The sequence below is a fragment of the Streptomyces sp. LHD-70 genome, from assembly GCF_031157275.1.
Taxonomy (GTDB): domain Bacteria; phylum Actinomycetota; class Actinomycetes; order Streptomycetales; family Streptomycetaceae; genus Streptomyces.
This window is the reverse complement of the sequence record NZ_JAVIFW010000001.1, coordinates 677952-698543: the sequence shown is the minus strand read 5'-3', so window position 1 is coordinate 698543 and position 20592 is coordinate 677952. Positions and strand designations below refer to the sequence as shown.

The window sequence follows — 20592 nt, the reverse complement described above, 5'->3', positions numbered from 1 at the left end:
TCGGGCAGGGGGCTACGGCCTTGTCTCAGACCTGCTGTGGGTCGTGCAGGCCCAGGTTCTCGTAGATCTCCAGCGTCGCCGCGGAGTTGTTCATGGTGATGAAGTGCAGACCTGGCACTCCCTCGGACAGCAGCCGAGCGCTGAACTCCGTCGCGAACTCGATGCCAATGGAGCGTACAGCCGCCGGATCGTCCTGTGCCGCGAGGATGCGGTCTTTCACATCCTGCGGGAAGACCGCATTGCTCAGTTCGGCGAACCGCGTCAGCTGCTTGACGTTCGTGACCGGCACGATCTCCGGAATGATGGGGGTTTCGCAACCCGCGGCCGCGACCCGGTCGCGCAGCCGCAGATACGCGTCCGCGTCGAAGAACATCTGTGTGATGGCGTAGTCGGCGCCCGCGCGGCACTTGTCCACGAAGTACCGGACGTCGTTGTCCCAGTCGTCGGAACGCGGGTGCATCTCCGGGAACGCCGCCACGCCCACACAGAAGTTGCCCGAGTTCTTGATCAGTTGGACGAGCTCGGCCGCGTACGTCAGGCCCTGCGGATGCGGGACCCAGTCACCCATCGGGTCGCCGGGCGGGTCGCCGCGGACCGCGAGGATGTTCCTGATCCCGGCGTCGGCGTACTGCCCAATGATGTTGCGCAGCTCGGCGATGGAGTGGTTGACCGCGGTGAGGTGCGCGACCGGCGTGAGGGTCGTGTCGGCGACGATCTGCTGCGCGCCCTTCACCGTGCCCGCGCGGGTGGAACCGCCCGCTCCGTACGTCACGGAGATGAAGTCCGGGGCCACCGCCTCGACTCGGCGCAGCGAGTTCCACAGGTTCCGCTCACCCTTGGGGGATTTCGGCGCGAAGAACTCGAAGGAGTACGTGGTCTTGCCGGTCGCAAGCATGTCGCGCACGGTGCGCGCGCGATCCATTCGGGTGGAAGCAGTGCCTAGGGCCATACCCCGCAGGTTACTCAGGGGTTCTCGGCACCCCAACCAGACCGGTAGCTTTTGTCCGCAATGACCGTTTGTCGTCCACGTATCGGACAGTCGTGCAGCTGATCCGGCCACAGCGCATCACCGACAGCCACACCGGGTGCGCCCCCGTCTCAGCAACCGGACCACCGGCGTCCGCACATCTCGGCGTACGTCTCAGCGCACTTCCCGGCGCACATCTCGGCGCACGGAAGACACGCAGTCGACTCAGCTCCCTCAGCTCGCGGCTTCGCGCAGGCGTCGCGCGAAGTGGGCGGCCGCGGCGGCGGGATCATCCGCCTCGGTGATCGCGCGTACGACGACCACACGGCGGGCGCCCGCTTCAAAGACCTCGTCCAGGTTCCCGGCGTCGATCCCGCCGATCGCGAACCAGGGGCGGTCGGTGCCGAGGCTCGCCGTGTACCGCACGAGGTCCAGGCCGGGTGCGTACCGGCCGGGCTTCGTGGGCGTGGGCCAGCAGGGGCCGGTGCAGAAGTAGTCCACGCCGGGCTGGACGGCGGCCGCGGCGGCCTCGGACTCGGCGTGTGTGGAGCGGCCGATGAGCGGCCGCTCGCCGATGACGGCGCGCGCGGACGGCACCGGAAGGTCGCCCTGGCCGAGGTGCAGGACGTCCGCCCCGATGGCATGGGCGACGTCCGCCCGGTCGTTCACCGCGAGCAGCTTGCCGTGCCGCTTGCAGGCGTCGGCGAAGACCTGGAGGTGCTCCAGCTCCTCGCCGGCCTCCATGCCCTTGTCGCGCAGCTGGACGATGTCGACGCCGCCGGTGAGCACCGCGTCCAGGAACTCGGGCAGGTCGCCCTGTGCCTTGCGGGCGTCGGTGCAGAGATACAGCCGGGCGTCGGCGAGGGCCTCGCGGGGTGCGCGGGACATGGAAGGACTCCCCCCGTTTCGGTGGCGTACGGGCCACGCAGGTGCCGTGGTCCGTACGCCGTCGGTTGTCGGACCGGGCGCTGCGGCGCGCTGGCCTTGGTCCCGGGTCCCGTCGACTGACGGGACCCGGAGCCGCTGGTCAGGCGCCTCGCGCCCGGATTTCTCGGTTCGGGTGCTGCGCCGATTTCTCGGATCAGCCCAGATTTCGGATCAGCCCAGATGCTCGGATCAGACGGCGAGCGCCTGGGCGCGGCGCTTCACTTCCGTGCCGCGATTCTCGCTCAGGGCCTGCGCCGGGGTGCCCGGCAGGGTCGGGTCGGAGGTGAAGAGCCACTCCAGCATCTCTTCGTCGTTGAAGCCGTCGTCCCGCAGGAGCGTCAGGGTGCCGCTGAGGCCCTTGACGACCTTGTCGCCGTCGATGAAGGCGGCGGGCACGTGCAGCGCCCTGTTCTCGCCGCGGCGCACGGCGATCAGCTGGCCTTCCTTGACGAGCTGCCGGACGCGCGTCACCTCGACGCCGAAGGACTCGGCGATCTCGGGGAGGTTGAGCCAGGCAGGGACGAGAGCATCGATTTTTGCGTCAATCTCGGTCACAGGGACAAGCGTGCCATCCCGCACTGACAGTCGGTACCCGGCGCCTCCGACACGGCCTCCACGAGCCGCCCGACCAGGCGCGCCCCACCTGCCGTACCGTCCCCCGGTTTCCCGCGGCCCGGCCCGGCCCGGCCCGTCAGACCTTCGCCGACTTCAGCGGAACGGCCGGGTCCGCCACCCGCTCGGGGTCGAGCGCCGCCCCGGACTCGATCAGCTTGCGCCCCTGCGCCAGGTCCCGGGGCCGCCCGACGGCGAGCAGCCCGACCAGCGCACCCTCCCGCAGCCAGCACACCGACCAGGCAGGACCGTGCGGATCGCCGCGCCACACGGTGGTGTCGGCCCCGCCGTGGTCGCCCGCGTACTGCACGAAGCGGCCGAACTGCTCGGACCAGAAGTACGGCACCGGGTCGTACGGGGCGGGCTCCGCGCCGACGATGTGCGCGGCGACCGTGCGCGGGCCCTGCAGGGCGTTGTCCCAGTGGTGCACGAGCAGCCGCCGGCCGTAGCGGGCCGAGGGGAAGGAGGCGCAGTCACCGACCGCGTACACGTCAGGGGCAGAGGTGCGCAGCGAGGCGTCCGCGACCACCGCGCCGTCGGGCCCGGTCTCGACGCCGGAGCCGGCCAGCCAGCGGGTGGCGGGGCGGGCGCCGATGCCGACGACGACGGCGTCCGCGGGCAGCCGGGTGCCGTCGTCGAGGACGACCGCGCCGGGCTCGACGCTCCGCACGCGCGCGTGCGTACGGAGTTCGGCGCCCGCGTCGGCGTACCACTGGGCCATGGGGGCGGCGACCTCGGCGGGCAGCGCCCCGGCCAGCGGGCCCTCGGCGGCCTCGACCACGGTGACCGCGCAGCCCGCGTCACGCGCGGCGGTGGCGAACTCGGCGCCGATCCAGCCCGCGCCGACGACCACGACGTCATGCTGTTCGGCGAGCACCGGGCGCAGCCGTTCCGCGTCGTCGAGAGTGCGCAGCAGGTGCACGCCGGGCACCCCTTCGGCGCCGGGCAGCTGGACGGGTTCCGCGCCGGTGGCGACCACCAGGGTGTCGTAGCCGATCGGGCCCCGCGCGGCGTCCAGTGCGTGGTCGGCGGGGCGCAGGCCGGTGATCTCCTCGCCGAGCCTGAGCTCCACGCCGAGCGCCTCGAAGTCGACGTCGAAGGCGGACCCCTCGGCCTTGCCGAGCAGGACGGCCTTGGAGAGCGGCGGGCGGTCGTACGGCTGGTGGGGTTCGGCGCCGATCAGCGTGATCGAACCGGTGAAGCCCTGTTCGCGCAGGGCCACGGCGGTCTGGACGCCCGCCATGCCCGCGCCGACGATCACGACGCGATGCTGCCCCTCCGGGCGCTCGCGCTGCTGGGGGTCGCTCTGCCTCTGCTGCTCACTCACCCGGCCACCCTAATCAACTGACGCCCCGTCAGGTATGGCTCCGGCCAAGCCCGCGGCGTGACCTGCTGCACACCGAGGTCCGCCCTCGACCGGTCGGCTCCCTTCAGCCGGGTGCGGGCCGCGAGCTAGGGTGGCGGGAGTAGACCACTCGCGGGAGCCCGGACGCACCGGGCTGAGAGGGAGGCTCAGCGCCTCCGACCGTACGAACCTGATCCGGGTCATGCCGGCGAAGGGAGGGGCTGGAAGCCCATGCATCCACGCACCATGCAGGCTCAGAGAGCGCACCCACAGAGCGTGCATCCACGCACAGCCACGTCCGATGTGCTCGTCCTCGGCGGCGGCGTCATCGGCCTGGTCACGGCCTGGCGGGCGGCGCAGCGGGGCCTGCGCACCGCTGTCGTCGACCCCGAGCCCGGCGGCGGGGCGGCCCAGGTCGCCGCGGGCATGCTCGCCGCCGTCACAGAACTCCACTACGGCGAGCAGACGCTGCTCGCCCTCAACCTGGCCTCCGCCCGCCGCTATCCCGAGTTCGCCGCCGAGCTCCAGGAGGCGAGCGGCCGCGAACTCGGCTACCGCGCGTGTGGCACTCTCGCCGTCGCGCTCGACGCGGACGACCGGGCACACCTGCGCGAACTGCACGCCCTGCAGCGAGAGTCGGGGCTCGACTCCGAGTGGCTCTCGGGGCGCGAGTGCAGGCGCCTCGAGCCGATGCTCGCGCCGGGCGTGCGCGGGGGCCTGCGGGTCGACGGCGACCATCAGATCGACCCGCGCCGCCTGGCCGCCGCCCTGGTCACTGCGTGCGAGCGGGCCGGCGTGACGTTCCACCGGCAGTGGGCGCAGCGGCTGACCGTGGCGGGTGAGCGGGCGCGCGGCGCCGTGCTCGCCGACGGCACCGAGCTCGCCGCGGACCAGGTGGTGCTCGCCACGGGCAGCCTCAGCGGCCGCCTCGACGGCGTGCCGCCGGACGTCGTGCCGCCGGTCCGCCCCGTCAAGGGCCAGGTGCTCCGCCTGACCGTACCGAAGGCGTACGCCCCGTTCCTGAGCCGGACGGTGCGCGCGGTGGTCCGCGGCAGCGCCGTGTACCTGGTGCCGCGGGTCGACGGCGAGCTGGTCGTCGGCGCCACGACCGAGGACCTGGGCTGGGACACGACGGTCACCGCGGGCGGGGTGTACGAGCTGCTGCGGGACGCCCACGAACTGGTGCCGGGGATCACCGAGCTGCCGCTCACCGAGACCCGTGCGGGCCTGCGCCCCGGCTCCCCCGACAACGCCCCGCTGCTCGGCCCGACCGAGCTGCCCGGCCTGCACCTGGCCACCGGCCACTACCGCAACGGCGTGCTGCTCACCCCGGTCACCGGCGACGCCATGGCGCACGTCCTGACGACCGGCGAACTGCCCGAGGCCGTACGCCCGTTCACGCCGCAGCGCTTCGGCGCGCGTGAGGAGCTGGAGGAGCTGACCGTATGAGCACCCACCGGACGACCGCCGACCGTATGACCACCGACCGCACGACCGCTGACCCTACGGGCACCGCGACCCGGGTGTCCGTGAACGGCGAGGAGCGTTCCGTCGGCTCCGGCACCACGCTCGACGCCCTGGTGGCGAGTGTCAGTTCCGCTCCGTCGGGGGTGGCCGCCGCCGTCAACGAAACCGTCGTCCCGCGCGGTGACTGGCCGCGCACCACGCTGGCCGAAGGGGATCGCGTCGAGATCCTCACCGCCGTCCAAGGAGGCTGAACCATGGCAGACGACCCCCTGGTCATCGGCGGTACGAGCTACACGTCGCGGCTCATCATGGGCACCGGCGGGGCACCCAGCCTGGACGTGCTCGAACGGTCCCTGGTGGCGTCGGGCACGGAGCTGACCACTGTCGCGATGCGCCGCGTCGACCCGAACGTGAAGGGCTCGGTCCTCTCCGTCCTGGACCGTCTCGGCATCCAGGTGCTGCCCAACACAGCGGGCTGTTTCACCGCCGGCGAGGCCGTCCTGACCGCGCGCCTGGCCCGCGAGGCGCTCGGCACCGACCTGGTCAAGCTGGAGGTCATCGCCGACGAGCGCACCCTCCTGCCCGACCCGATCGAGACCCTGGAGGCGGCCGAGACCCTGGTCGACGACGGCTTCACGGTGCTGCCGTACACCAACGACGACCCGGTGCTCGCCCGCAAGCTGCAGGACGTGGGCTGCGCGGCGATCATGCCGCTCGGCTCCCCCATCGGCTCGGGGCTCGGCATCCGCAACCCGCACAACTTCCAGCTGATCGTGGAGCACGCACGCGTGCCGGTGATTCTGGACGCGGGGGCGGGCACGGCGTCCGACGCGGCGCTCGCGATGGAGCTGGGCTGCGCCGCCGTGATGCTGGCCTCGGCCGTCACGCGCGCCCAGGAGCCGGTGCTGATGGCGGAGGGGATGCGGCACGCGGTGGAGGCGGGCCGGCTCGCGCACCGCGCGGGGCGCATTCCGCGCCGCCACTTCGCCGAGGCGTCCTCGCCGACGGAGGGAATAGCCCGACTCGACCCGGAACGTCCGGCCTTCTGAGCTGGGGCCCGTCTCCCCGATCTTTGCGGATCAGCCCGCGGCGTCGAGGGGGTACCTCCCTGCTCTGGGGGCACCTCCCGGCCGGAGGCTGGGGGAGCGTGCCTGGGGGCACCTCCCGGCCGGAGGCTGGGGGAGCCGCGGGCCCGCAAAGATCGGGGAGACGGGCCCTAGCCGTCACGGGCGCCCCGGCGACGGCGGGATTCCGCGGGTCACAGCTGTGCTGCAGTCGTACCCCGGAATCCCCCGGCCGGTCGGGGCTGTCGGTGCTCACTCGTAGACTCTCCGCGTGGACACGACCCTTCAGGACCCCCTCGTCGGGCAGGTGCTCGACGACCGCTACCGCATCGACGCGCGCGTGGCCGTCGGCGGGATGGCCACGGTCTACCGGGCCGTGGACACCCGCCTCGACCGCGTGCTCGCGCTCAAGGTGATGCATCCGACGCTGGCCGCCGACGCGTCGTTCGTGGAGCGCTTCATCCGCGAGGCCAAGTCGGTCGCGCGCCTCTCCCACCCCAATGTGGTGGGGGTCTACGACCAGGGCGCGGACGGGGCGTACGTCTATCTGGCGATGGAGTACGTGGCGGGCTGCACCCTGCGTGACGTGCTGCGCGAGCGGGGCGCCCTGCAGCCGCGGGCCGCGCTCGACATCCTGGAGCCGGTCCTCGCCGCGCTCGGCGCCGCCCACCGCGCGGGCTTCGTGCACCGCGACATGAAGCCGGAGAACGTCCTGATAGGGGACGACGGCCGCGTCAAGGTCGCCGACTTCGGCCTCGTACGCGCGGTGGACACGGTCACCAACACCACGGGCGCCGTCCTCGGCACCGTCTCGTACCTCGCACCGGAGCAGATAGAGAACGGCACGGCGGACCCCCGGGTGGACGTCTACGCCTGCGGCGTCGTGCTCTACGAAATGCTCACCGGCGCCAAGCCTCACACCGGCGACTCCCCCGCCCAAGTCCTCTACCGCCACCTGAACGAGGACGTGCCCCCGCCCTCGGCCACCGTCCCCGGACTCCCCGTGGACCTGGACGAGCTGACCGCCACGGCCACGGCCCGCAACCCGGACGTGCGCCCGCACGACGCGGTGGCGCTGCTCTCGCAGACCCGCCAGGCGCGCGCGTCGCTGACCGACGAGCAGCTGGACGCGCTGCCGCCGGGCGCCCTCGCGGAGGCGCATGACAACGCGGACGACCGCACCAGCGTGATCCCGCGCGCCCTCGGCTCGGTCCCGCGCCCGCTCCCCGCCGAGCAGCAGCAGCTGCCCGAGCCGGCGGACGGCAGCGCCGAGGACCGCATGAACCGCACCAGCCGCCTGGAGGTGCCGCCGCCGGCCGAGCCCACGCGCACCTCCGTCGGCGGCCCGGGCAACCGGCGCCGGCCCAGCCGTACAGTGCTCGCGCTGCTCGTCGCCCTGCTCACCCTCGGGGTCGGCGTGGGCGTCTGGTACATCAACTCCGGGCAGTTCACGCGCGTGCCGGCACTGCTCACCAAGACCGAGTCGCAGGCCCGCAAGGCGCTCTCGGAGGCCGGTCTCGACGTGCGCGAGGTCGAGCGGAAGTACAGCACGAACGACAAGCGCGGCACGGTCATGGCCACCGACCCGAAGGCGGGCAGCCGCATCCGGGACAACGGGCGGGTGACGCTGACGGTCTCGCTCGGCCCGCGCATCGTCACCGTGCCGGACGTCAAGAGCACTCAGCTGGAGAAGGCCAAGAACGACCTGCGGGACCGCGGGCTCGAACCGGGCATGGTCACACGGCAGTTCAGCGACGCGGTCGAGCGTGGCGCCGTGATCAGCACGGACCCGGCGGCGAGCAGCAAGGTCAAGCCCGGTACGGCGGTGGCGATCACCGTCAGCAAGGGCAGCCCGGTCGACATCCCGAACGTCGTCGGGGACTCCCTGGACGACGCCCGTGCCGAGCTCCAGGAGGCGGGCCTGAAGGTGGAGGTCGCGCCGGAGCGGGTCTTCTCCGAGGAGGACAAGGGCACGATCGCGGTGCAGCGCCCCGGCGAGGGCGCCCGGCTCGCGCACGGTGACACGGTGAAGCTGACGGTCTCCAAGGGCCCGGACATGGTCGAGGTCCCGGACGTGAGCGGCCTGAGCAAGGACGAGGCCAAGGAGAAGCTGGAGGCCGCGGGCTTCAAGGTCGACGTCCAGCGCTGGTTCGTCGGCGACACGGTCTGGGACCAGTCGCCGGGCGCGGGCGAACAGGCCCCGCGCGGCAGCGAGGTCACCATCCGGACGCGCTGACGGGGCGGGTTCCGCGCCGTGCCACCCTTGTCGGCGTGAGCAGCACCGGTGTCAGCAAGAGAACCCACAGCAGTGGCAGAACCCGCAATCCCGTCGGCGGCCATGTCCCCGTGGCCGGCGGCCTGGCCAAGGTCGGCCTGTCGTACGCCCGTGAGATGGGCGCGGAGACCGTCCAGGTCTTCGTCGCCAACCCGCGCGGCTGGGCCACTCCCGTCGGCAACGCGCAGCAGGACGAGGAGTTCCGCGCGGCCTGCGCCGAGGAGGGCATTCCGGCGTACGTGCACGCCCCGTACCTGATCAACTTCGGCTCGCACACCGAGGCCACCGCGGAGAAGTCGGTCGAGTCGATGCGGCACTCACTGCGCCGCGGCCGGGAGATCGGCGCGCTAGGCGTCGTCGTCCACACCGGCTCGGCGACCGGCGGCCGGGACCGCTCGGTCGCGCTCAAGCAGGTACGCGAGACCCTGCTGCCCCTGCTCGACGAGCTGACGCACGACGACGACCCGTTCCTGCTCCTGGAGTCCACCGCCGGGCAGGGCGCCTCGCTGTGCGCCCGCACCTGGGACTTCGGCCCGTACTTCGAGGCCCTGGACGCCCACCCGAAGCTCGGCGTCTGCCTCGACACCTGCCACATCTTCGCGGCGGGCCACGACCTGGCCGGGCCGAGCGGCATGCACCAGACGCTCGACCTGCTCGTGGACACCGTCGGCGAGGGCCGCCTGAAGCTGATCCACGCCAACGACTCCAAGGACGTGGTCGGAGCACACAAGGACCGGCACGCCAATATTGGCGCCGGACACATCGGCGAGGACCCGTTCCGCGCGCTGTTCAGCCACCCGGCCACCGCCGGCGTACCGCTGGTCATCGAGACGCCGGGCGGCAAGGAAGGGCACGCGGCGGACGTGGCGCGGCTGAAGGAGCTGAGGGACCGGTAGGCCGCGCGGCTCGCCGCCTCGCTCGCGGAATACCTTGAGGAATACCCCAGGGGGGTATACGGTTCTTGTCAGTGGCAGGAACCGCTACCTGACGTTGGGGGCTTACTCATGGAGCACGAGACCCACTCCGAGCACCTGGGACACGAGGCGCACCACCCCGGCCACACGCACGACCAGCACCACCAGCACCACGGTGGCGGCAAGGTCAGCTGGGCCATGGCCGCGAAGGCGACGCTGCACTGCCTCACCGGGTGTGCCATCGGCGAAGTGCTCGGCATGATCATCGGCACCGCGCTCGGCTGGGGCACCGCCCCGACGATGGCCCTCGCGATCACCCTGGCCTTCTTCTTCGGTTACTCGCTGACGCTCTGGGCAGTCGTCCGGGCCGGCCTCGGACTGCGTACCGCGATCGGGGTGGCGCTCGCCGCGGACACCCTGTCGATCACGGTGATGGAGATCGTCGACAACGGCGTACTACTGCTCGTGCCCGGCGCGATGGAGGCACACCTGTCGGACGCCTTGTTCTGGGGTGCGCTCGCCTTTGCATTCGCGATCGCCTTTATCGTCACCACTCCGGTCAACAAGTGGCTGATCGGCCGCGGAAAGGGCCACGCGGTGGTGCACCAGTACCACCACTGAGCACGAGCACGGCCGCCGACCCGACGGCCCGGGGCCGCTACAGCTCCGGGCCGTCGCCCGGCTCCTCCTGGTACGAATAGCGCTGCTCACGCCAGGGGTCACCGATGTTGTGGTAGCCGCGCTCCTCCCAGAAGCCGCGGCGGTCGGCCGTCATGTACTCGATGCCGCGCACCCACTTGGGGCCCTTCCAGGCGTAGAGGTGCGGCACCACGAGGCGGAGCGGAAAGCCGTGTTCGGCGGTGAGGAGTTCCCCGTCGCGATGCGTGGCGAAGATCGCCTTTTCGGACGTGAAGTCATCGAGGCGAAGGTTCGAACTAAATCCGTATTCCGCCCAGACCATGACATGGGTGACATCGTTGGCAGGGGGCGCGATCTTGACCAGCGTGCGGGCCGGAACGCCGCCCCATTCGGCGCCCAGCATCGAGAATTTGGTGACGCAGTGCAGATCCGCCACGACCGTGGCGTACGGCAGAGCCGCGAATTCCTCGTGCGTCCAGCAGTGCTTGTCGCCGTCGGCGGTCGCGCCGAAAACCCTGAACTCCCAGCGCTCCGGGCGGAACTTGGGCACCGGGCCGTAATGGGTGACGGGCCAGCCCCGCTGCAGCCGCTGCCCCGGAGGAAGTTCCGACTGCTCCATTTCGCGGCTTTCCGGATGACCCATGCCTCCATGATGACAGCCTCGGAAGGGTGGCCGTGACCAGGTCTGCACCGATTCGGGCAACTCCTACTAAGCATGCACTTACTGGACGGCCACCGGCGCCGGTGCAAGGATGCGGCGCACCTGCCCCCGATACGTACTTGGAAGGAGCCTCTGCGATGCAGGGCGACCCCGAGGTCATCGAGTTCCTCAACGAGCAGCTGACCGCCGAGCTGACGGCCATCAACCAGTACTTCCTGCACGCGAAGATGCAGGACAACTTCGGCTGGACGAAGCTCGCGAAGTACACCCGGTCCGAGTCGTTCGACGAGATGAAGCACGCGGAGGTACTGACCGACCGCATCCTCTTCCTCGACGGGCTGCCCAATTACCAGCGGCTCTTCCACGTCCGGGTGGGCCAGACCGTCACCGAGATGTTCCAGGCCGACCGGCAGATCGAGGTCGAGGCCATCGACCGCCTGAAGCGCGGCATCGAGGTCATGCGGACCAAGGGTGACATCACCTCGGCGAACATCTTCGAGTCGATCCTCGAGGACGAGGAGCACCACATCGACTATCTCGACACTCAGCTGGAGCTGGTGGAGAAGCTCGGTGAGCCGCTGTACATCGCGCAACTGGTCGAGCAGCCGGAGAGCTGAGCCCGCCCGGCGGGAGCCTAGGCCGCCTCGGCGTCCATGAGTTCCGCCGTGGGCGCGAACGCGGGCTCGCCCTGGTCGACCAGGTCACGGCGGGGGCAGGAGCCCCGGCCGAGCAGCGACTGGATCCGGCGCACGCAGGAACCGCAGTCCGTGCCGGCCTTGCAGGCCGACGCTATCTGGCGGGGGGTGCAGGCGCCGCCCTCCACGTGCTTCTTCACCTGTTCCTCGGTCACCCCGAAGCAGCTGCAGACGAACACGCGGTACACCTCCCCGGAACTCGCGGTCGGGATCGATAGTTGTTGCCGTCCCGATTGATCGGTGAGGCTAACCTAACCTTACCCGTCAGAGGGAATACGCAAAAGCAGAGTGGGGCGCGGATCGTGTGATCCGCGCCCCACAACTGTCTGCAGCGTTGCGACTACTGGTCGCGGTACATCTCCGCCACCAGGAACGCCAGGTCCAGGGACTGGCTGCGGTTCAGGCGCGGGTCACAGGCCGTCTCGTAGCGCTGGTGCAGGTCGTCGACGAAGATCTCGTCGCCGCCGCCCACGCACTCGGTAACGTCGTCACCGGTGAGCTCGACGTGGATGCCGCCCGGGTGCGTGCCGAGCGCCTTGTGCACCTCGAAGAAGCCCTTGACCTCGTCGAGCACGTCGTCGAAGCGGCGGGTCTTGTGGCCCGAGGCCGCCTCGTACGTGTTGCCGTGCATCGGGTCGGTGATCCAGGCGACCTGGGCGCCCGAGGCGGTGACCTTCTCGACCAGGGTGGGGAGCTTCTCGCGGATCTTGTCCGCACCCATCCGGACGATGAAGGTCAGCCGGCCGGGCTCGCGGTCCGGGTCGAGGCGCTCGATGTACTGCAGCGCCTCCTCCGGGGTGGTCGTCGGGCCGAGCTTGATGCCGATCGGGTTGCGGATCTGCGAGGCGAACTCGATGTGCGCGTGGTCCAGCTGCCGGGTGCGCTCACCGATCCAGACCATGTGGCCGGAGGTGTCGTACAGGCTGCCGGTGCGCGAGTCGGTCCGGGTGAGGGCCGACTCGTAGTCGAGCAGGAGCGCCTCGTGGGAGGCGTAGAACTCGACGGTCTTGAACTCCTCCGGGTCCGTGCCGCAGGCCCTCATGAAGTTCAGCGCGTTGTCGATCTCGCGCGCGACCTTCTCGTACCGCTGGCCGGACGGGGACGACTTCACGAAGTCCTGGTTCCAGGCGTGCACCTGGCGCAGGTCGGCGTAGCCGCCGGTGGTGAAGGCACGCACCAGGTTGAGCGTGGAGGCGGAGGCGTTGTACATCCGCTTCAGGCGCTCGGGGTCCGGGATGCGGGCCCCTTCGGTGAAGTCGAAGCCGTTCACCGAGTCGCCGCGGTAGGTCGGCAGGGTGACGCCGTCGCGGGTCTCGGTGGGCTTGGAGCGGGGCTTGGAGTACTGGCCGGCGATACGGCCGACCTTGACGACCGGCACAGAGGCCGCGTACGTCAGCACGGCGCCCATCTGGAGCAGGGTCTTGAGCTTGTTCCGGATGTGGTCGGCCGACACGGCGTCGAAGGCCTCGGCACAGTCGCCGCCCTGGAGCAGGAACGCCTCTCCCTTGGCGACGGACGCAAGGCGGGCGCGCAGCTGGTCACACTCGCCTGCGAAGACGAGCGGCGGATACGATTCGAGGTCCGCGATCACATCGCGCAGAGCCTCGGCATCGGGGTACTCAGGCTGCTGCGCCGCGGGAAGGTCTCGCCAGGTGTTGCCACCGGATGCGGTGGTCTTAGCGTTCACGGTCACCTCGACAACATTACGGGGTCATGGCGGGTGCCCAGCCCCCGGCTCACTTCGTGAGACGGCGCCGTGGACAGCCCCGGAGCGCCGGTGCGGATGGGTTAGGGTGCGGAGCATGTTCGCGCAAGAGACCCGTAACTGGTGGTGGACCGCTCATCCGGCGGCCCACTGACTGCGCGTACACCGATCGCGAAGGCCGCCCGAGGGGCGGCCTTCAGTGTTTTCAGCGCCGGCCGTTCCCTCCTCTCGTCAGGAAGGAACCACCATGCCGATCAGTCGACTCATCGACCTCGTCGACTCCGACATCCCCTTCGCCCTGCTGCGCCGCCGTACGCCCGGCCATGATCACGACACGGTCGAGGTGCTGCTCGGGCCGGTGCAGGAGGTGGAGCGGCTCGCCGACATCCCGGAGCGGGAACTTCCGGTGCTCGCACTCGTCCCGTTCCGGCAGATCAGGGAGCGCGGCTTCGACGTACGCGACGACGGCACCCCGCTCGCCGTCCTGACCGCCGACGAGCGCTACGAGGTGCCGCTCGCCCAGGCCCTGGAGGAGCTGCCGGCGCACGAGGTGCGCGTGGCGGACGGGGCCTTCGACGTGGACGACGAGGCATACGCGGGGATCGTCGAGCGCGTGATCCGGGACGAGATCGGACAGGGCGAGGGCGCGAACTTCGTGATCCGGCGGAATTTCGAGGGCCGCGTCGACGGCTTCTCGCGGGCCGACGCGCTTGCCCTGTTCCGGCGGCTGCTCGACGGGGAGCGGGGCGCGTACTGGACGTATGTCGTGCACACCGGGAGCCGGACGCTGGTCGGGGCGAGCCCCGAGGTGCATGTGCGGATGACCGGCGGGACGGTCGTGATGAATCCGATCAGCGGGACCTACCGGTACCCGGCGGAGGGGCCCACTCCGGAGCATCTGCTCGACTTCCTCGCGGACGGCAAGGAGATCGCCGAGCTGTCGATGGTGGTCGACGAGGAGCTCAAGATGATGTGCACCGTCGGCGACATGGGCGGTGTCGTCGTCGGGCCGCGGCTGAAGGAGATGGCCCATCTCGCGCACACCGAGTACGAGTTGCGGGGGAAGTCGTCCCTGGATGTGCGGGAGGTCCTGAAGGAGACGATGTTCGCGGCGACGGTGACCGGCTCGCCGGTGCAGAACGCCTGCCGGGTCATCGAGCGGTACGAACCGGGTGGCCGCGGTTACTACGCGGGGGCCCTCGCGCTCATCGGCCGGGATGCGGGCGGCGCCCAGACGCTTGACTCGCCGATCCTGATCCGTACTGCCGACATCGACGCGCAGGGCGGGCTTCGCGTCGCGGTCGGGGCGACGCTGGTGCGGGACTCGGACCCGGCGAGCGAGGTCGCCGAGACGCATGCGAAGGCGGCCGGGGTGCTGGCCGCGCTCGGGGTGCGGCCCGGGCGCCCGCGTGCGGAGGGCGCGCGCCCGCGGCTCGCGGACGACGCGCGCGTACAGGAGGCGCTCGACTCGCGGCGGACCTCGCTCGCGCCGTTCTGGCTGCGGATGCAGGAGCGGTCGGCGGAGCTGTCCGGGCACGCCCTGGTGGTCGACGGCGAGGACACGTTCACGGCGATGCTGGCGCACGTGCTGCGCTCCTCGGGCCTGGAGGTGAGCGTGCGGCGGTACGACGAGCCGGGGCTGCGGGAGGCGGCGCTCGCGCACGAGGGCCCGGTGGTCCTCGGGCCCGGCCCCGGCGACCCCTCGGACGCCGACGACCCGAAGATGCGGACGCTGCGCGCGCTGACCAAGGACCTGGTGCGGGAACACACTCGCGGCCTGCTCGGGGTGTGCCTGGGCCATGAACTGCTCGCCGCTGAGCTGGGGTTGGAGATCGGCCGCAAGCAGGTGCCGCACCAGGGGGCGCAGACCCGGATCGAGCTGTTCGGGCGGCCCGAGGTGGTGGGCTTCTACAACAGCTTCGTGGCGCGTTGCGACGACGAGGAGGAGGCCGAGCTCGGCGCGCACCGCGTGCAGGTCAGCCGCGACCGCGAGACCGGCGAGGTGCACGCGCTGCGCGGGCCGGGTTTCGCCTCGGTGCAGTTCCACCCGGAGTCGGTGCTGACGCTGCGCGGCACCCGGATCGTGGCGGAGCTGCTCGCTCAGTCGGTCCTGGGCTCGGCGGGCACCAGCACGTTCTCGCTGCGGCGGCCCGCGGTGTAGTCGAGGACGTTGTTCACGGTGGTGTCGATGATCTGCCCGACAGCGTCGACCGTGTAGTACGCCTGGTGCGAGGTGACCAGGACGTTCGGGAAGGTCATCAGCCGGGCCAGGGTGTCGTCCTCGACGCCCTGGATCGACTTGTCGAGAAAGAACAACCCGGCCTCGGCCTCGTACACGTCGAGGCCGACGCCGGTGAAGCGGCCCTGGCGGAGCTCGCCGACCAAGGCCTCGGTGTCGATGAGGGCGCCGCGGCTGGAGTTCACCAGGATCGCCTCGTCCTTCATGGCCCGCAGCGCCCCGGCGTCGATGAGGTGCCGGGTCTCCGGGAACAGCGGTACGTGCAGGCTGATCAGGTCGGCCTCGGCGAGCAGTTCGTCCTTCGCGACGTACTTCATGCCGAGCTCCGCGCAGGCCGGGTTCTCCGCGACGTCCCAGCCGAGCAGGCGCATGCCGAAGCCGTGGGCGATGCGGGTGAAGGCCTCGCCGATCTTGCCGGTGCCGAGGACGCCGACCGTGCGGCCGTGCATGTCCCGGCCCATCAGCCCGTCGAGCCGGAAGTCGAAGTCTCGGGTCCGGTTGGAGGCGCGGACGACGCGGCGGTTGACGGCCATCGCGAGGGTCCAGGCGAACTCGGCGACGGAGTACGGCGAGTAGGACGAGACGCGGGCGACGGTGAAGCCGAGGCGCTCCGCGACCTGCAGGTCGATGTTGTTAAAGCCGGTGGAGCGCTGGGCGATCATCTGCGTCCCGCCGGCGGCGAGGGTCTGCAGGACGCGGTTGTCGAGGCTGGCGTTGACGCTGGTGGAGATGATCTCGTACCCGGCGGCGATGGGGGCGGTGTCCTCGTTGAGGAACACGTCCAGGCACCGGATGTCGTGGTGGCCCGCGAAGGCCTTCTCGATCAGCGGCTTCTCGTCGGCCTGCACGCCGAATGCCAGGATCTCCACGCCTGCTCCCGTTCTTCCGCCGACTGACTCCGGGCCGTATGTCTGCTACGTACGTATACGTCACGATTCATCGCGAATATACGGCCCGGAGCTCGTGCGTGCCGCGCGGTGGCGGCCGCGGTCGGCGTCAGCCGAAGAAGACGCCGACCTCGCGGTACAGCGCCGGCTCGACGGTCTTCAGGCGCGCGGTCGCCTCGCCGATCGGGACGCGTACGACGTCCGTGCCGCGCAGGGCGACCATCTTGCCGAAGTCGCCGTCGCGCACCGCGTCGATGGCGTGCAGGCCGAAGCGGGTGGCGAGCCAGCGGTCGAAGGCGCTCGGGGTGCCGCCGCGCTGGACGTGACCGAGGACGGTGGTGCGGGCCTCCTTGCCGGTGCGCCGCTCGATCTCCTTGGCCAGCCACTCGCCGACGCCGGAGAGCCGCACATGCCCGAACGAGTCGAGCGAGCCGTCCTTGAGGACCATCTCGCCGTCCTTGGGCATCGCCCCTTCGGCGACGACCACGATCGGCGCGTACGAGGCACGGAAGCGCGAGGTCACCCAGGAGCAGACCTGCTCGACGTCGAAGCGCTGCTCGGGGATGAGGATGACGTTGGCGCCGCCGGCGAGGCCGGAGTGCAGCGCGATCCAGCCCGCGTGCCGCCCCATGACCTCGACGACGAGGACGCGCATGTGCGACTCGGCGGTGGTGTGCAGCCGGTCGATGGCCTCGGTGGCGATGCCCACGGCGGTGTCGAAGCCGAAGGTGTAGTCGGTGGCGGAGAGGTCGTTGTCGATGGTCTTGGGCACGCCGACGCAGGGGACGCCGAACTCCTCGGAGAGCCGCGCCGCGACGCCGAGGGTGTCCTCGCCGCCGATGGCGATGAGCGCCTCCACCTCCTCCTTGGCGAGGTTCTCCTTGATCCGGCGGACGCCGTCCTGCTCCTTGAACGGATTGGTGCGCGAGGAACCGAGGATGGTGCCGCCGCGCGGCAGGATCCCGCGCACGGCCGGGATGTCGAGCCGGACGGTGTCCCCCTCCAGCGGCCCGCGCCAGCCGTCCCTGAAGCCGATGAACTCGTACGCGTACTCCTGCACGCCCTTGCGGACGATGGCGCGGATGACGGCGTTGAGCCCGGGGCAGTCGCCGCCTCCGGTCAGCACTCCGATTTTTCCTGGCCCCATGGAACGTGTCCCTTCGCCTCGGTGAGTCTGAAGTGAGTCCGATCCGGGTCACGCTAATGGTGATCCAGGTCACTTCGGGACCGGGTGAAGAGTCAATTCCGGTGAAACGAACGGGAGTTGATCTCCGTCGTTCACCCTAAGGAGGGCCGGGGCTGGGCGGCGCGGGCGTGACGGGACGGGACGGGACGGGCCACTCCCGCGAGGGCTACTCCTCGTCGAGGCCGCGCTCTATCGCGTACCGCACCAGCTCCACGCGGTTGTGCAGCTGGAGTTTGCCCAGGGTGTTCTGGACGTGGTTCTGGACCGTGCGGTGCGAGATGACGAGGCGCTCGGCGATCTGCTTGTAGCTGAGGCCCTTGGCGACGAGGCGGAGCACCTCCGTCTCGCGGTCGGTGAGCTGCGGGGCCTTCGGCTCGTCCGGCTCGGTGGGGACGGGTTCGGAGGCCAGCCTGCGGTACTCCCCCAGGACCAGGCCCGCGAGGCCGGGCGTGAACACCGCGTCCCCGGCGGCCGTGCGGCGGACGGCGTCGAGCAGCTCCTCCGTGGACGCCGACTTCAGCAGATAGCCCGTGGCGCCCGACTTGACCGCCTCCAGGACGTCCGCGTGCTCACCGCTCGCCGACAGGACCAGGACGCGCAGCTTCGGGTCCGCGCCGACCAGCTCCTTGCAGACCTGGACGCCGGGCTTCGCGGGCAGGTTGAGGTCGAGCACCAGGACGTCGGGGGAAGCCGCCTTGGCCCGGCGCACCGCCTGCTCTCCGTCGCCCGCCGTCGCGACCACGTCCAGGCCCGCCTCCGTCAGGTCGCGGGCGACCGCGTCCCGCCACATCGGGTGGTCGTCGACGACCATCACCCGGATCGGGGCCGTGCCCTCTGTGCTGTCCATCTGCTCTTCGCTCACGTCAACTCGCCTTCCCCCGTGGGACCTTCAGCTCTACTTCCGTGCCCTGTCCTGGTACCGAGATCAGCTCGGCGGTGCCCCCGATGTCCCGGAGGCGGCCGCGGATGGACAGGGCGACCCCGAGCCGCCCCTCCCCCTCGGCCTGGGCCAGCCTGCCCTCCGGGATGCCCGGTCCGTCGTCCCGGACCGTCACGATGACCTCGTCCGGCCAGTCCTCGACCAGGATCCAGGCCTGGGCATCCGTACCCGCATGGCGTTTCACATTGTCCAGGGCGGCACTGACAGCGGCGGTCAGCTCGCGGGCCGAGGCCGGCGCGAGCAGCACCGGAGCGCCCGGTTCCGAGAACGTGACGCGCGCTCCGGCGAACGGCGCGAGCAGCGTCCGCAGGTCGCACGCGCCGCCGGACTCCCGCCCGTCCGGCTCGTCCACCTCGCGGACCACGGCGCCAAGGGAGACGTCCTCGGACGCGCGGGACGCCGGTGCGAGCCCGCCCGCCACGAGGGTGCGCAGGGCGACCTCCTGCTCGCCCGCGAGCCGGCCGAGCTCCGCCGCCTCGCCGCCGAGTGCCGTGCCGCGCCGCTGGACCATCGCGAGGACCTGCAGCACGCTGTCGTGGATGTCGCGGGCCAGGCGCTCCCGCTCACGCGTGGCCGCCTCGATCTCCAGGGCGCGGGCGAGGGTGCGCTCGGAGGCGCGGGCGACCTCCACCACGTACCCGATCGCTATCGAGGCGACCCAGACGAGCAGGACGTTGTGCACGGTGTCCCGGCTGGGGGTCTCGCGCTGCACGATGCTCGCGACGGCCACCAGGGAGGACGCGAACGCGGCCCAGCGCCAACCGCCCTTCAGGGCGAAGGCGAGGACGGCGCCGGCGGTCCAGATGGTCGGCAGCGTCGGCCCGTCGCCGTGGTCGGGATCGGCGACCGTCGTGAGCAGGATACCGCCGAGGGCCAGGGTCAGGTCGGCGCCGAGGAACCGTTTGGTGCAGCTCTGCGCGCTCGCCACGCGCGGCAGCGTCACCAGGGTCCAGACCACCAGTACGGCGAGATAGCCGACGGCGACGAGCGGGCGCTGGTACTCCTCGCGCGCGTGCAGGAAGACCCCGACCGCGTAGAGCATGGTCAGGACGCGGTATCCGGACAGGGCGCGCCAGAGCGGCAGTTCGACGGACATCCGCATGACGCGTTCCCGCTTGGCCATGAATCCCCCCACGGTTCGGCCGGGCGGCCGGTGGCCTGACGGCCTCCCGGAATCTACGCCTTCGCCGCCTTCTCCTGCTCGGCCTTCCGCTTCGCCGCATCCGCCTTCGCCGCGTCCGCGATCTGGCGCTTGGCCGCGGTCGCGTAGATGTCGACGTACTCCTGGCCGGAGAGCTTCATGATCTCGTACATGACCTCGTCGGTGACCGAGCGGAGGATGAAGCGGTCGCCCTCCATGCCCTGGTAGCGGCTGAAGTCGAGGGGCTTGCCGATGCGGATGCCGGGGCGCATCAGCTTGGGCACGACCTTGCCGGGCGGCTGGATCTTCTCCGTGTCGATCATCGCGACCGGGATCACCGGGGCGCCCGTGGCCAGCGCCACGCGCGCGAGGCCACCCGGTTTGCCGCGGTAGAGGCGGCCGTCCGGGGAGCGGGTGCCCTCCGGGTAGATGCCGAACAGCTCGCCGCGCTCCAGGACCTCTATGCCGCTCTTGATGGCGGCCTCACCGGCACCCCGCGCGCCGGAGCGGTCCACGGGCAGCTGGCCCACGCCCTTGAAGAAGGCAGCCGTCAGCTTTCCCTTCACTCCGGGTGACGTGAAGTACTCCGCCTTGGCGATGAAGGTGACCTTCCGGTCGAGCACCGCGGGCAGGAAGAACGAGTCCGAGAAGGACAGATGGTTGCTCGCGAGGATCGCGGGACCGTCGGCCGGGACGTTCTCCAGGCCCTCGACCCAGGGCCGGAACACAGTCTTCAGACTGCCGCCGACGGTCAGCTTCATAACGCCGTAGATCAACGCGTACGCCTTTCTCATCTGTCGCACAGACCCTAACCCGAGCCCGGCCTGCGCTCCTTCCGGGACGACCCTGGTCGGTGTCGGTCCGGTCGCGTACGGTGAACGCAACCTCCTGTTCCACCGACTGGTCCGCCGAGTGCCCGTCCTCCGGA

At 70.9% G+C, this 20592-nt stretch carries 21 protein-coding genes and 1 riboswitch; of the genes, 9 read left to right on the top strand and 12 right to left on the bottom strand.

The genetic code is table 11. From position 1 onward, the window contains the following. Positions 1-25 precede the first annotated feature (25 nt). The 4 genes from metF to RCO28_RS03125 form a co-directional block, all read right to left on the bottom strand. Positions 26-949 (bottom strand): methylenetetrahydrofolate reductase [NAD(P)H], encoded by a 924-nt coding sequence (gene metF, locus RCO28_RS03140; protein WP_308939340.1) that lies wholly within the window; start codon positions 947-949, stop codon positions 26-28. Positions 950-1201: 252 nt separating this feature from the next. Beyond that, complete coding sequence (gene thiE / locus RCO28_RS03135) at positions 1202-1855, bottom strand: thiamine phosphate synthase (RefSeq protein ID WP_308939339.1); 654 nt, start codon at positions 1853-1855, stop codon at positions 1202-1204. Positions 1856-2083: 228 nt separating this feature from the next. Beyond that, positions 2084-2449, bottom strand: a complete 366-nt coding sequence (locus RCO28_RS03130) for an Rv2175c family DNA-binding protein (RefSeq protein ID WP_308939338.1) — start codon at positions 2447-2449, stop codon at positions 2084-2086. A 136-nt stretch (positions 2450-2585) separates the two neighbouring features. Then, on the bottom strand, positions 2586-3833 hold the full coding sequence (locus RCO28_RS03125) for an NAD(P)/FAD-dependent oxidoreductase (protein ID WP_374991081.1): 1248 nt from the start codon (positions 3831-3833) through the stop codon (positions 2586-2588). 140 nt (positions 3834-3973) lie between these two features. After that, positions 3974-4085, top strand: a riboswitch (TPP riboswitch). A gap of 42 nt (positions 4086-4127) precedes the next feature. Here RCO28_RS03125 and thiO point away from each other — a divergent pair. The 6 genes from thiO (at position 4128) to RCO28_RS03095 (ending at position 10192) form a co-directional block, all read left to right on the top strand. Next, positions 4128-5300: a glycine oxidase ThiO gene (thiO, locus tag RCO28_RS03120; protein ID WP_308939337.1), complete on the top strand. Its 1173-nt coding sequence runs from the start codon at positions 4128-4130 to the stop codon at positions 5298-5300. A 26-nt stretch (positions 5301-5326) separates the two neighbouring features. Beyond that, positions 5327-5569: a sulfur carrier protein ThiS gene (gene thiS / locus RCO28_RS03115; RefSeq protein ID WP_308939684.1), complete on the top strand. Its 243-nt coding sequence runs from the start codon at positions 5327-5329 to the stop codon at positions 5567-5569. A gap of 3 nt (positions 5570-5572) precedes the next feature. Further along, on the top strand, positions 5573-6367 hold the full coding sequence (locus tag RCO28_RS03110; RefSeq protein WP_308939336.1) for a thiazole synthase: 795 nt from the start codon (positions 5573-5575) through the stop codon (positions 6365-6367). A 286-nt stretch (positions 6368-6653) separates the two neighbouring features. Beyond that, a complete protein-coding gene (gene pknB / locus RCO28_RS03105; RefSeq protein WP_308939335.1) occupies positions 6654-8618 on the top strand; it encodes a Stk1 family PASTA domain-containing Ser/Thr kinase in 1965 nt (654 codons plus the stop codon). A gap of 35 nt (positions 8619-8653) precedes the next feature. Further along, a complete protein-coding gene (locus RCO28_RS03100) occupies positions 8654-9553 on the top strand; it encodes a deoxyribonuclease IV (RefSeq protein ID WP_308939334.1) in 900 nt (299 codons plus the stop codon). A 108-nt stretch (positions 9554-9661) separates the two neighbouring features. After that, a complete protein-coding gene (locus tag RCO28_RS03095) occupies positions 9662-10192 on the top strand; it encodes a DUF4396 domain-containing protein (RefSeq protein WP_308939333.1) in 531 nt (176 codons plus the stop codon). Between the two features lie 37 nt (positions 10193-10229). On the opposite strand, the gene RCO28_RS03090 is transcribed toward RCO28_RS03095, so the two are convergent. Then, a complete protein-coding gene (locus RCO28_RS03090) occupies positions 10230-10853 on the bottom strand; it encodes a sulfite oxidase-like oxidoreductase (RefSeq protein WP_308939332.1) in 624 nt (207 codons plus the stop codon). Between the two features lie 155 nt (positions 10854-11008). Here RCO28_RS03090 and bfr point away from each other — a divergent pair, with 155 nt between their 5' ends. Further along, positions 11009-11488 (top strand): bacterioferritin, encoded by a 480-nt coding sequence (bfr, locus tag RCO28_RS03085; protein ID WP_308939331.1) that lies wholly within the window; start codon positions 11009-11011, stop codon positions 11486-11488. Positions 11489-11505: 17 nt separating this feature from the next. Here bfr and RCO28_RS03080 read toward each other — a convergent pair whose 3' ends face one another. Next, entirely contained in the window at positions 11506-11754 is a 249-nt protein-coding gene (locus RCO28_RS03080; RefSeq protein WP_308939330.1) for a (2Fe-2S)-binding protein, read from the bottom strand. 152 nt (positions 11755-11906) lie between these two features. Then, positions 11907-13259 carry a class II 3-deoxy-7-phosphoheptulonate synthase gene (locus RCO28_RS03075; RefSeq protein WP_308939329.1) on the bottom strand — a complete coding sequence of 451 codons (1353 nt, stop codon included), beginning with the start codon at positions 13257-13259 and terminating at the stop codon, positions 11907-11909. A gap of 109 nt (positions 13260-13368) precedes the next feature. Between RCO28_RS03075 and RCO28_RS39295 the strand changes: the two genes are divergently transcribed. Together RCO28_RS39295 and RCO28_RS03070 are read left to right on the top strand one after the other, a co-directional pair. Further along, positions 13369-13425: a trp operon leader peptide gene (locus RCO28_RS39295; protein ID WP_161697035.1), complete on the top strand. Its 57-nt coding sequence runs from the start codon at positions 13369-13371 to the stop codon at positions 13423-13425. Between the two features lie 93 nt (positions 13426-13518). Beyond that, complete coding sequence (locus RCO28_RS03070; protein WP_308939328.1) at positions 13519-15432, top strand: anthranilate synthase family protein; 1914 nt, start codon at positions 13519-13521, stop codon at positions 15430-15432. Here the strand turns inward: RCO28_RS03070 and RCO28_RS03065 are convergent. The 5 genes from RCO28_RS03065 to RCO28_RS03045 all read right to left on the bottom strand — a co-directional run bounded on the left by RCO28_RS03065 (position 15372) and on the right by RCO28_RS03045 (position 20425). Beyond that, the gene (locus RCO28_RS03065) at positions 15372-16379 is read right to left on the bottom strand and encodes a 2-hydroxyacid dehydrogenase (protein ID WP_308939327.1); all 1008 of its coding nucleotides are present in this window, start codon (positions 16377-16379) and stop codon (positions 15372-15374) included. The two genes, RCO28_RS03070 and RCO28_RS03065, sit on opposite strands and share 61 nt — an antisense overlap. Before the next feature lie 127 nt (positions 16380-16506). Continuing rightward, positions 16507-17544: a 6-phosphofructokinase gene (locus tag RCO28_RS03060; RefSeq protein WP_308939326.1), complete on the bottom strand. Its 1038-nt coding sequence runs from the start codon at positions 17542-17544 to the stop codon at positions 16507-16509. 205 nt (positions 17545-17749) lie between these two features. Then, positions 17750-18430, bottom strand: coding sequence for a response regulator transcription factor (locus tag RCO28_RS03055; RefSeq protein ID WP_308939683.1), 681 nt, complete (start codon positions 18428-18430; stop codon positions 17750-17752). A gap of 16 nt (positions 18431-18446) precedes the next feature. Continuing rightward, positions 18447-19646: a MacS family sensor histidine kinase gene (gene macS, locus RCO28_RS03050; RefSeq protein WP_308939325.1), complete on the bottom strand. Its 1200-nt coding sequence runs from the start codon at positions 19644-19646 to the stop codon at positions 18447-18449. Positions 19647-19699: 53 nt separating this feature from the next. Further along, complete coding sequence (locus RCO28_RS03045) at positions 19700-20425, bottom strand: lysophospholipid acyltransferase family protein (protein ID WP_308939682.1); 726 nt, start codon at positions 20423-20425, stop codon at positions 19700-19702. Positions 20426-20592 lie beyond the last annotated feature (167 nt).

Excerpts from the sequence above, each read along its gene's own strand:
- metF (WP_308939340.1), bottom strand. The coding sequence starts at position 949 with ATGGCCCTAGGCACTGCTTCCACCCGAATGGATCGCGCGCGCACCGTG.
- thiE (WP_308939339.1), bottom strand. The coding sequence starts at position 1,855 with ATGTCCCGCGCACCCCGCGAGGCCCTCGCCGACGCCCGGCTGTATCTC.
- thiS (WP_308939684.1), top strand. The coding sequence starts at position 5,327 with ATGACCACCGACCGCACGACCGCTGACCCTACGGGCACCGCGACCCGG.
- RCO28_RS03110 (WP_308939336.1), top strand. The coding sequence starts at position 5,573 with ATGGCAGACGACCCCCTGGTCATCGGCGGTACGAGCTACACGTCGCGG.
- RCO28_RS03095 (WP_308939333.1), top strand. The coding sequence starts at position 9,662 with ATGGAGCACGAGACCCACTCCGAGCACCTGGGACACGAGGCGCACCAC.
- RCO28_RS03090 (WP_308939332.1), bottom strand. The coding sequence starts at position 10,853 with ATGGGTCATCCGGAAAGCCGCGAAATGGAGCAGTCGGAACTTCCTCCG.
- bfr (WP_308939331.1), top strand. The coding sequence starts at position 11,009 with ATGCAGGGCGACCCCGAGGTCATCGAGTTCCTCAACGAGCAGCTGACC.
- RCO28_RS03070 (WP_308939328.1), top strand. The coding sequence starts at position 13,519 with ATGCCGATCAGTCGACTCATCGACCTCGTCGACTCCGACATCCCCTTC.
- RCO28_RS03060 (WP_308939326.1), bottom strand. The coding sequence starts at position 17,544 with ATGGGGCCAGGAAAAATCGGAGTGCTGACCGGAGGCGGCGACTGCCCC.
- RCO28_RS03055 (WP_308939683.1), bottom strand. The coding sequence starts at position 18,430 with ATGGACAGCACAGAGGGCACGGCCCCGATCCGGGTGATGGTCGTCGAC.
- macS (WP_308939325.1), bottom strand. The coding sequence starts at position 19,646 with ATGGCCAAGCGGGAACGCGTCATGCGGATGTCCGTCGAACTGCCGCTC.
- RCO28_RS03045 (WP_308939682.1), bottom strand. The coding sequence starts at position 20,425 with ATGAAGCTGACCGTCGGCGGCAGTCTGAAGACTGTGTTCCGGCCCTGG.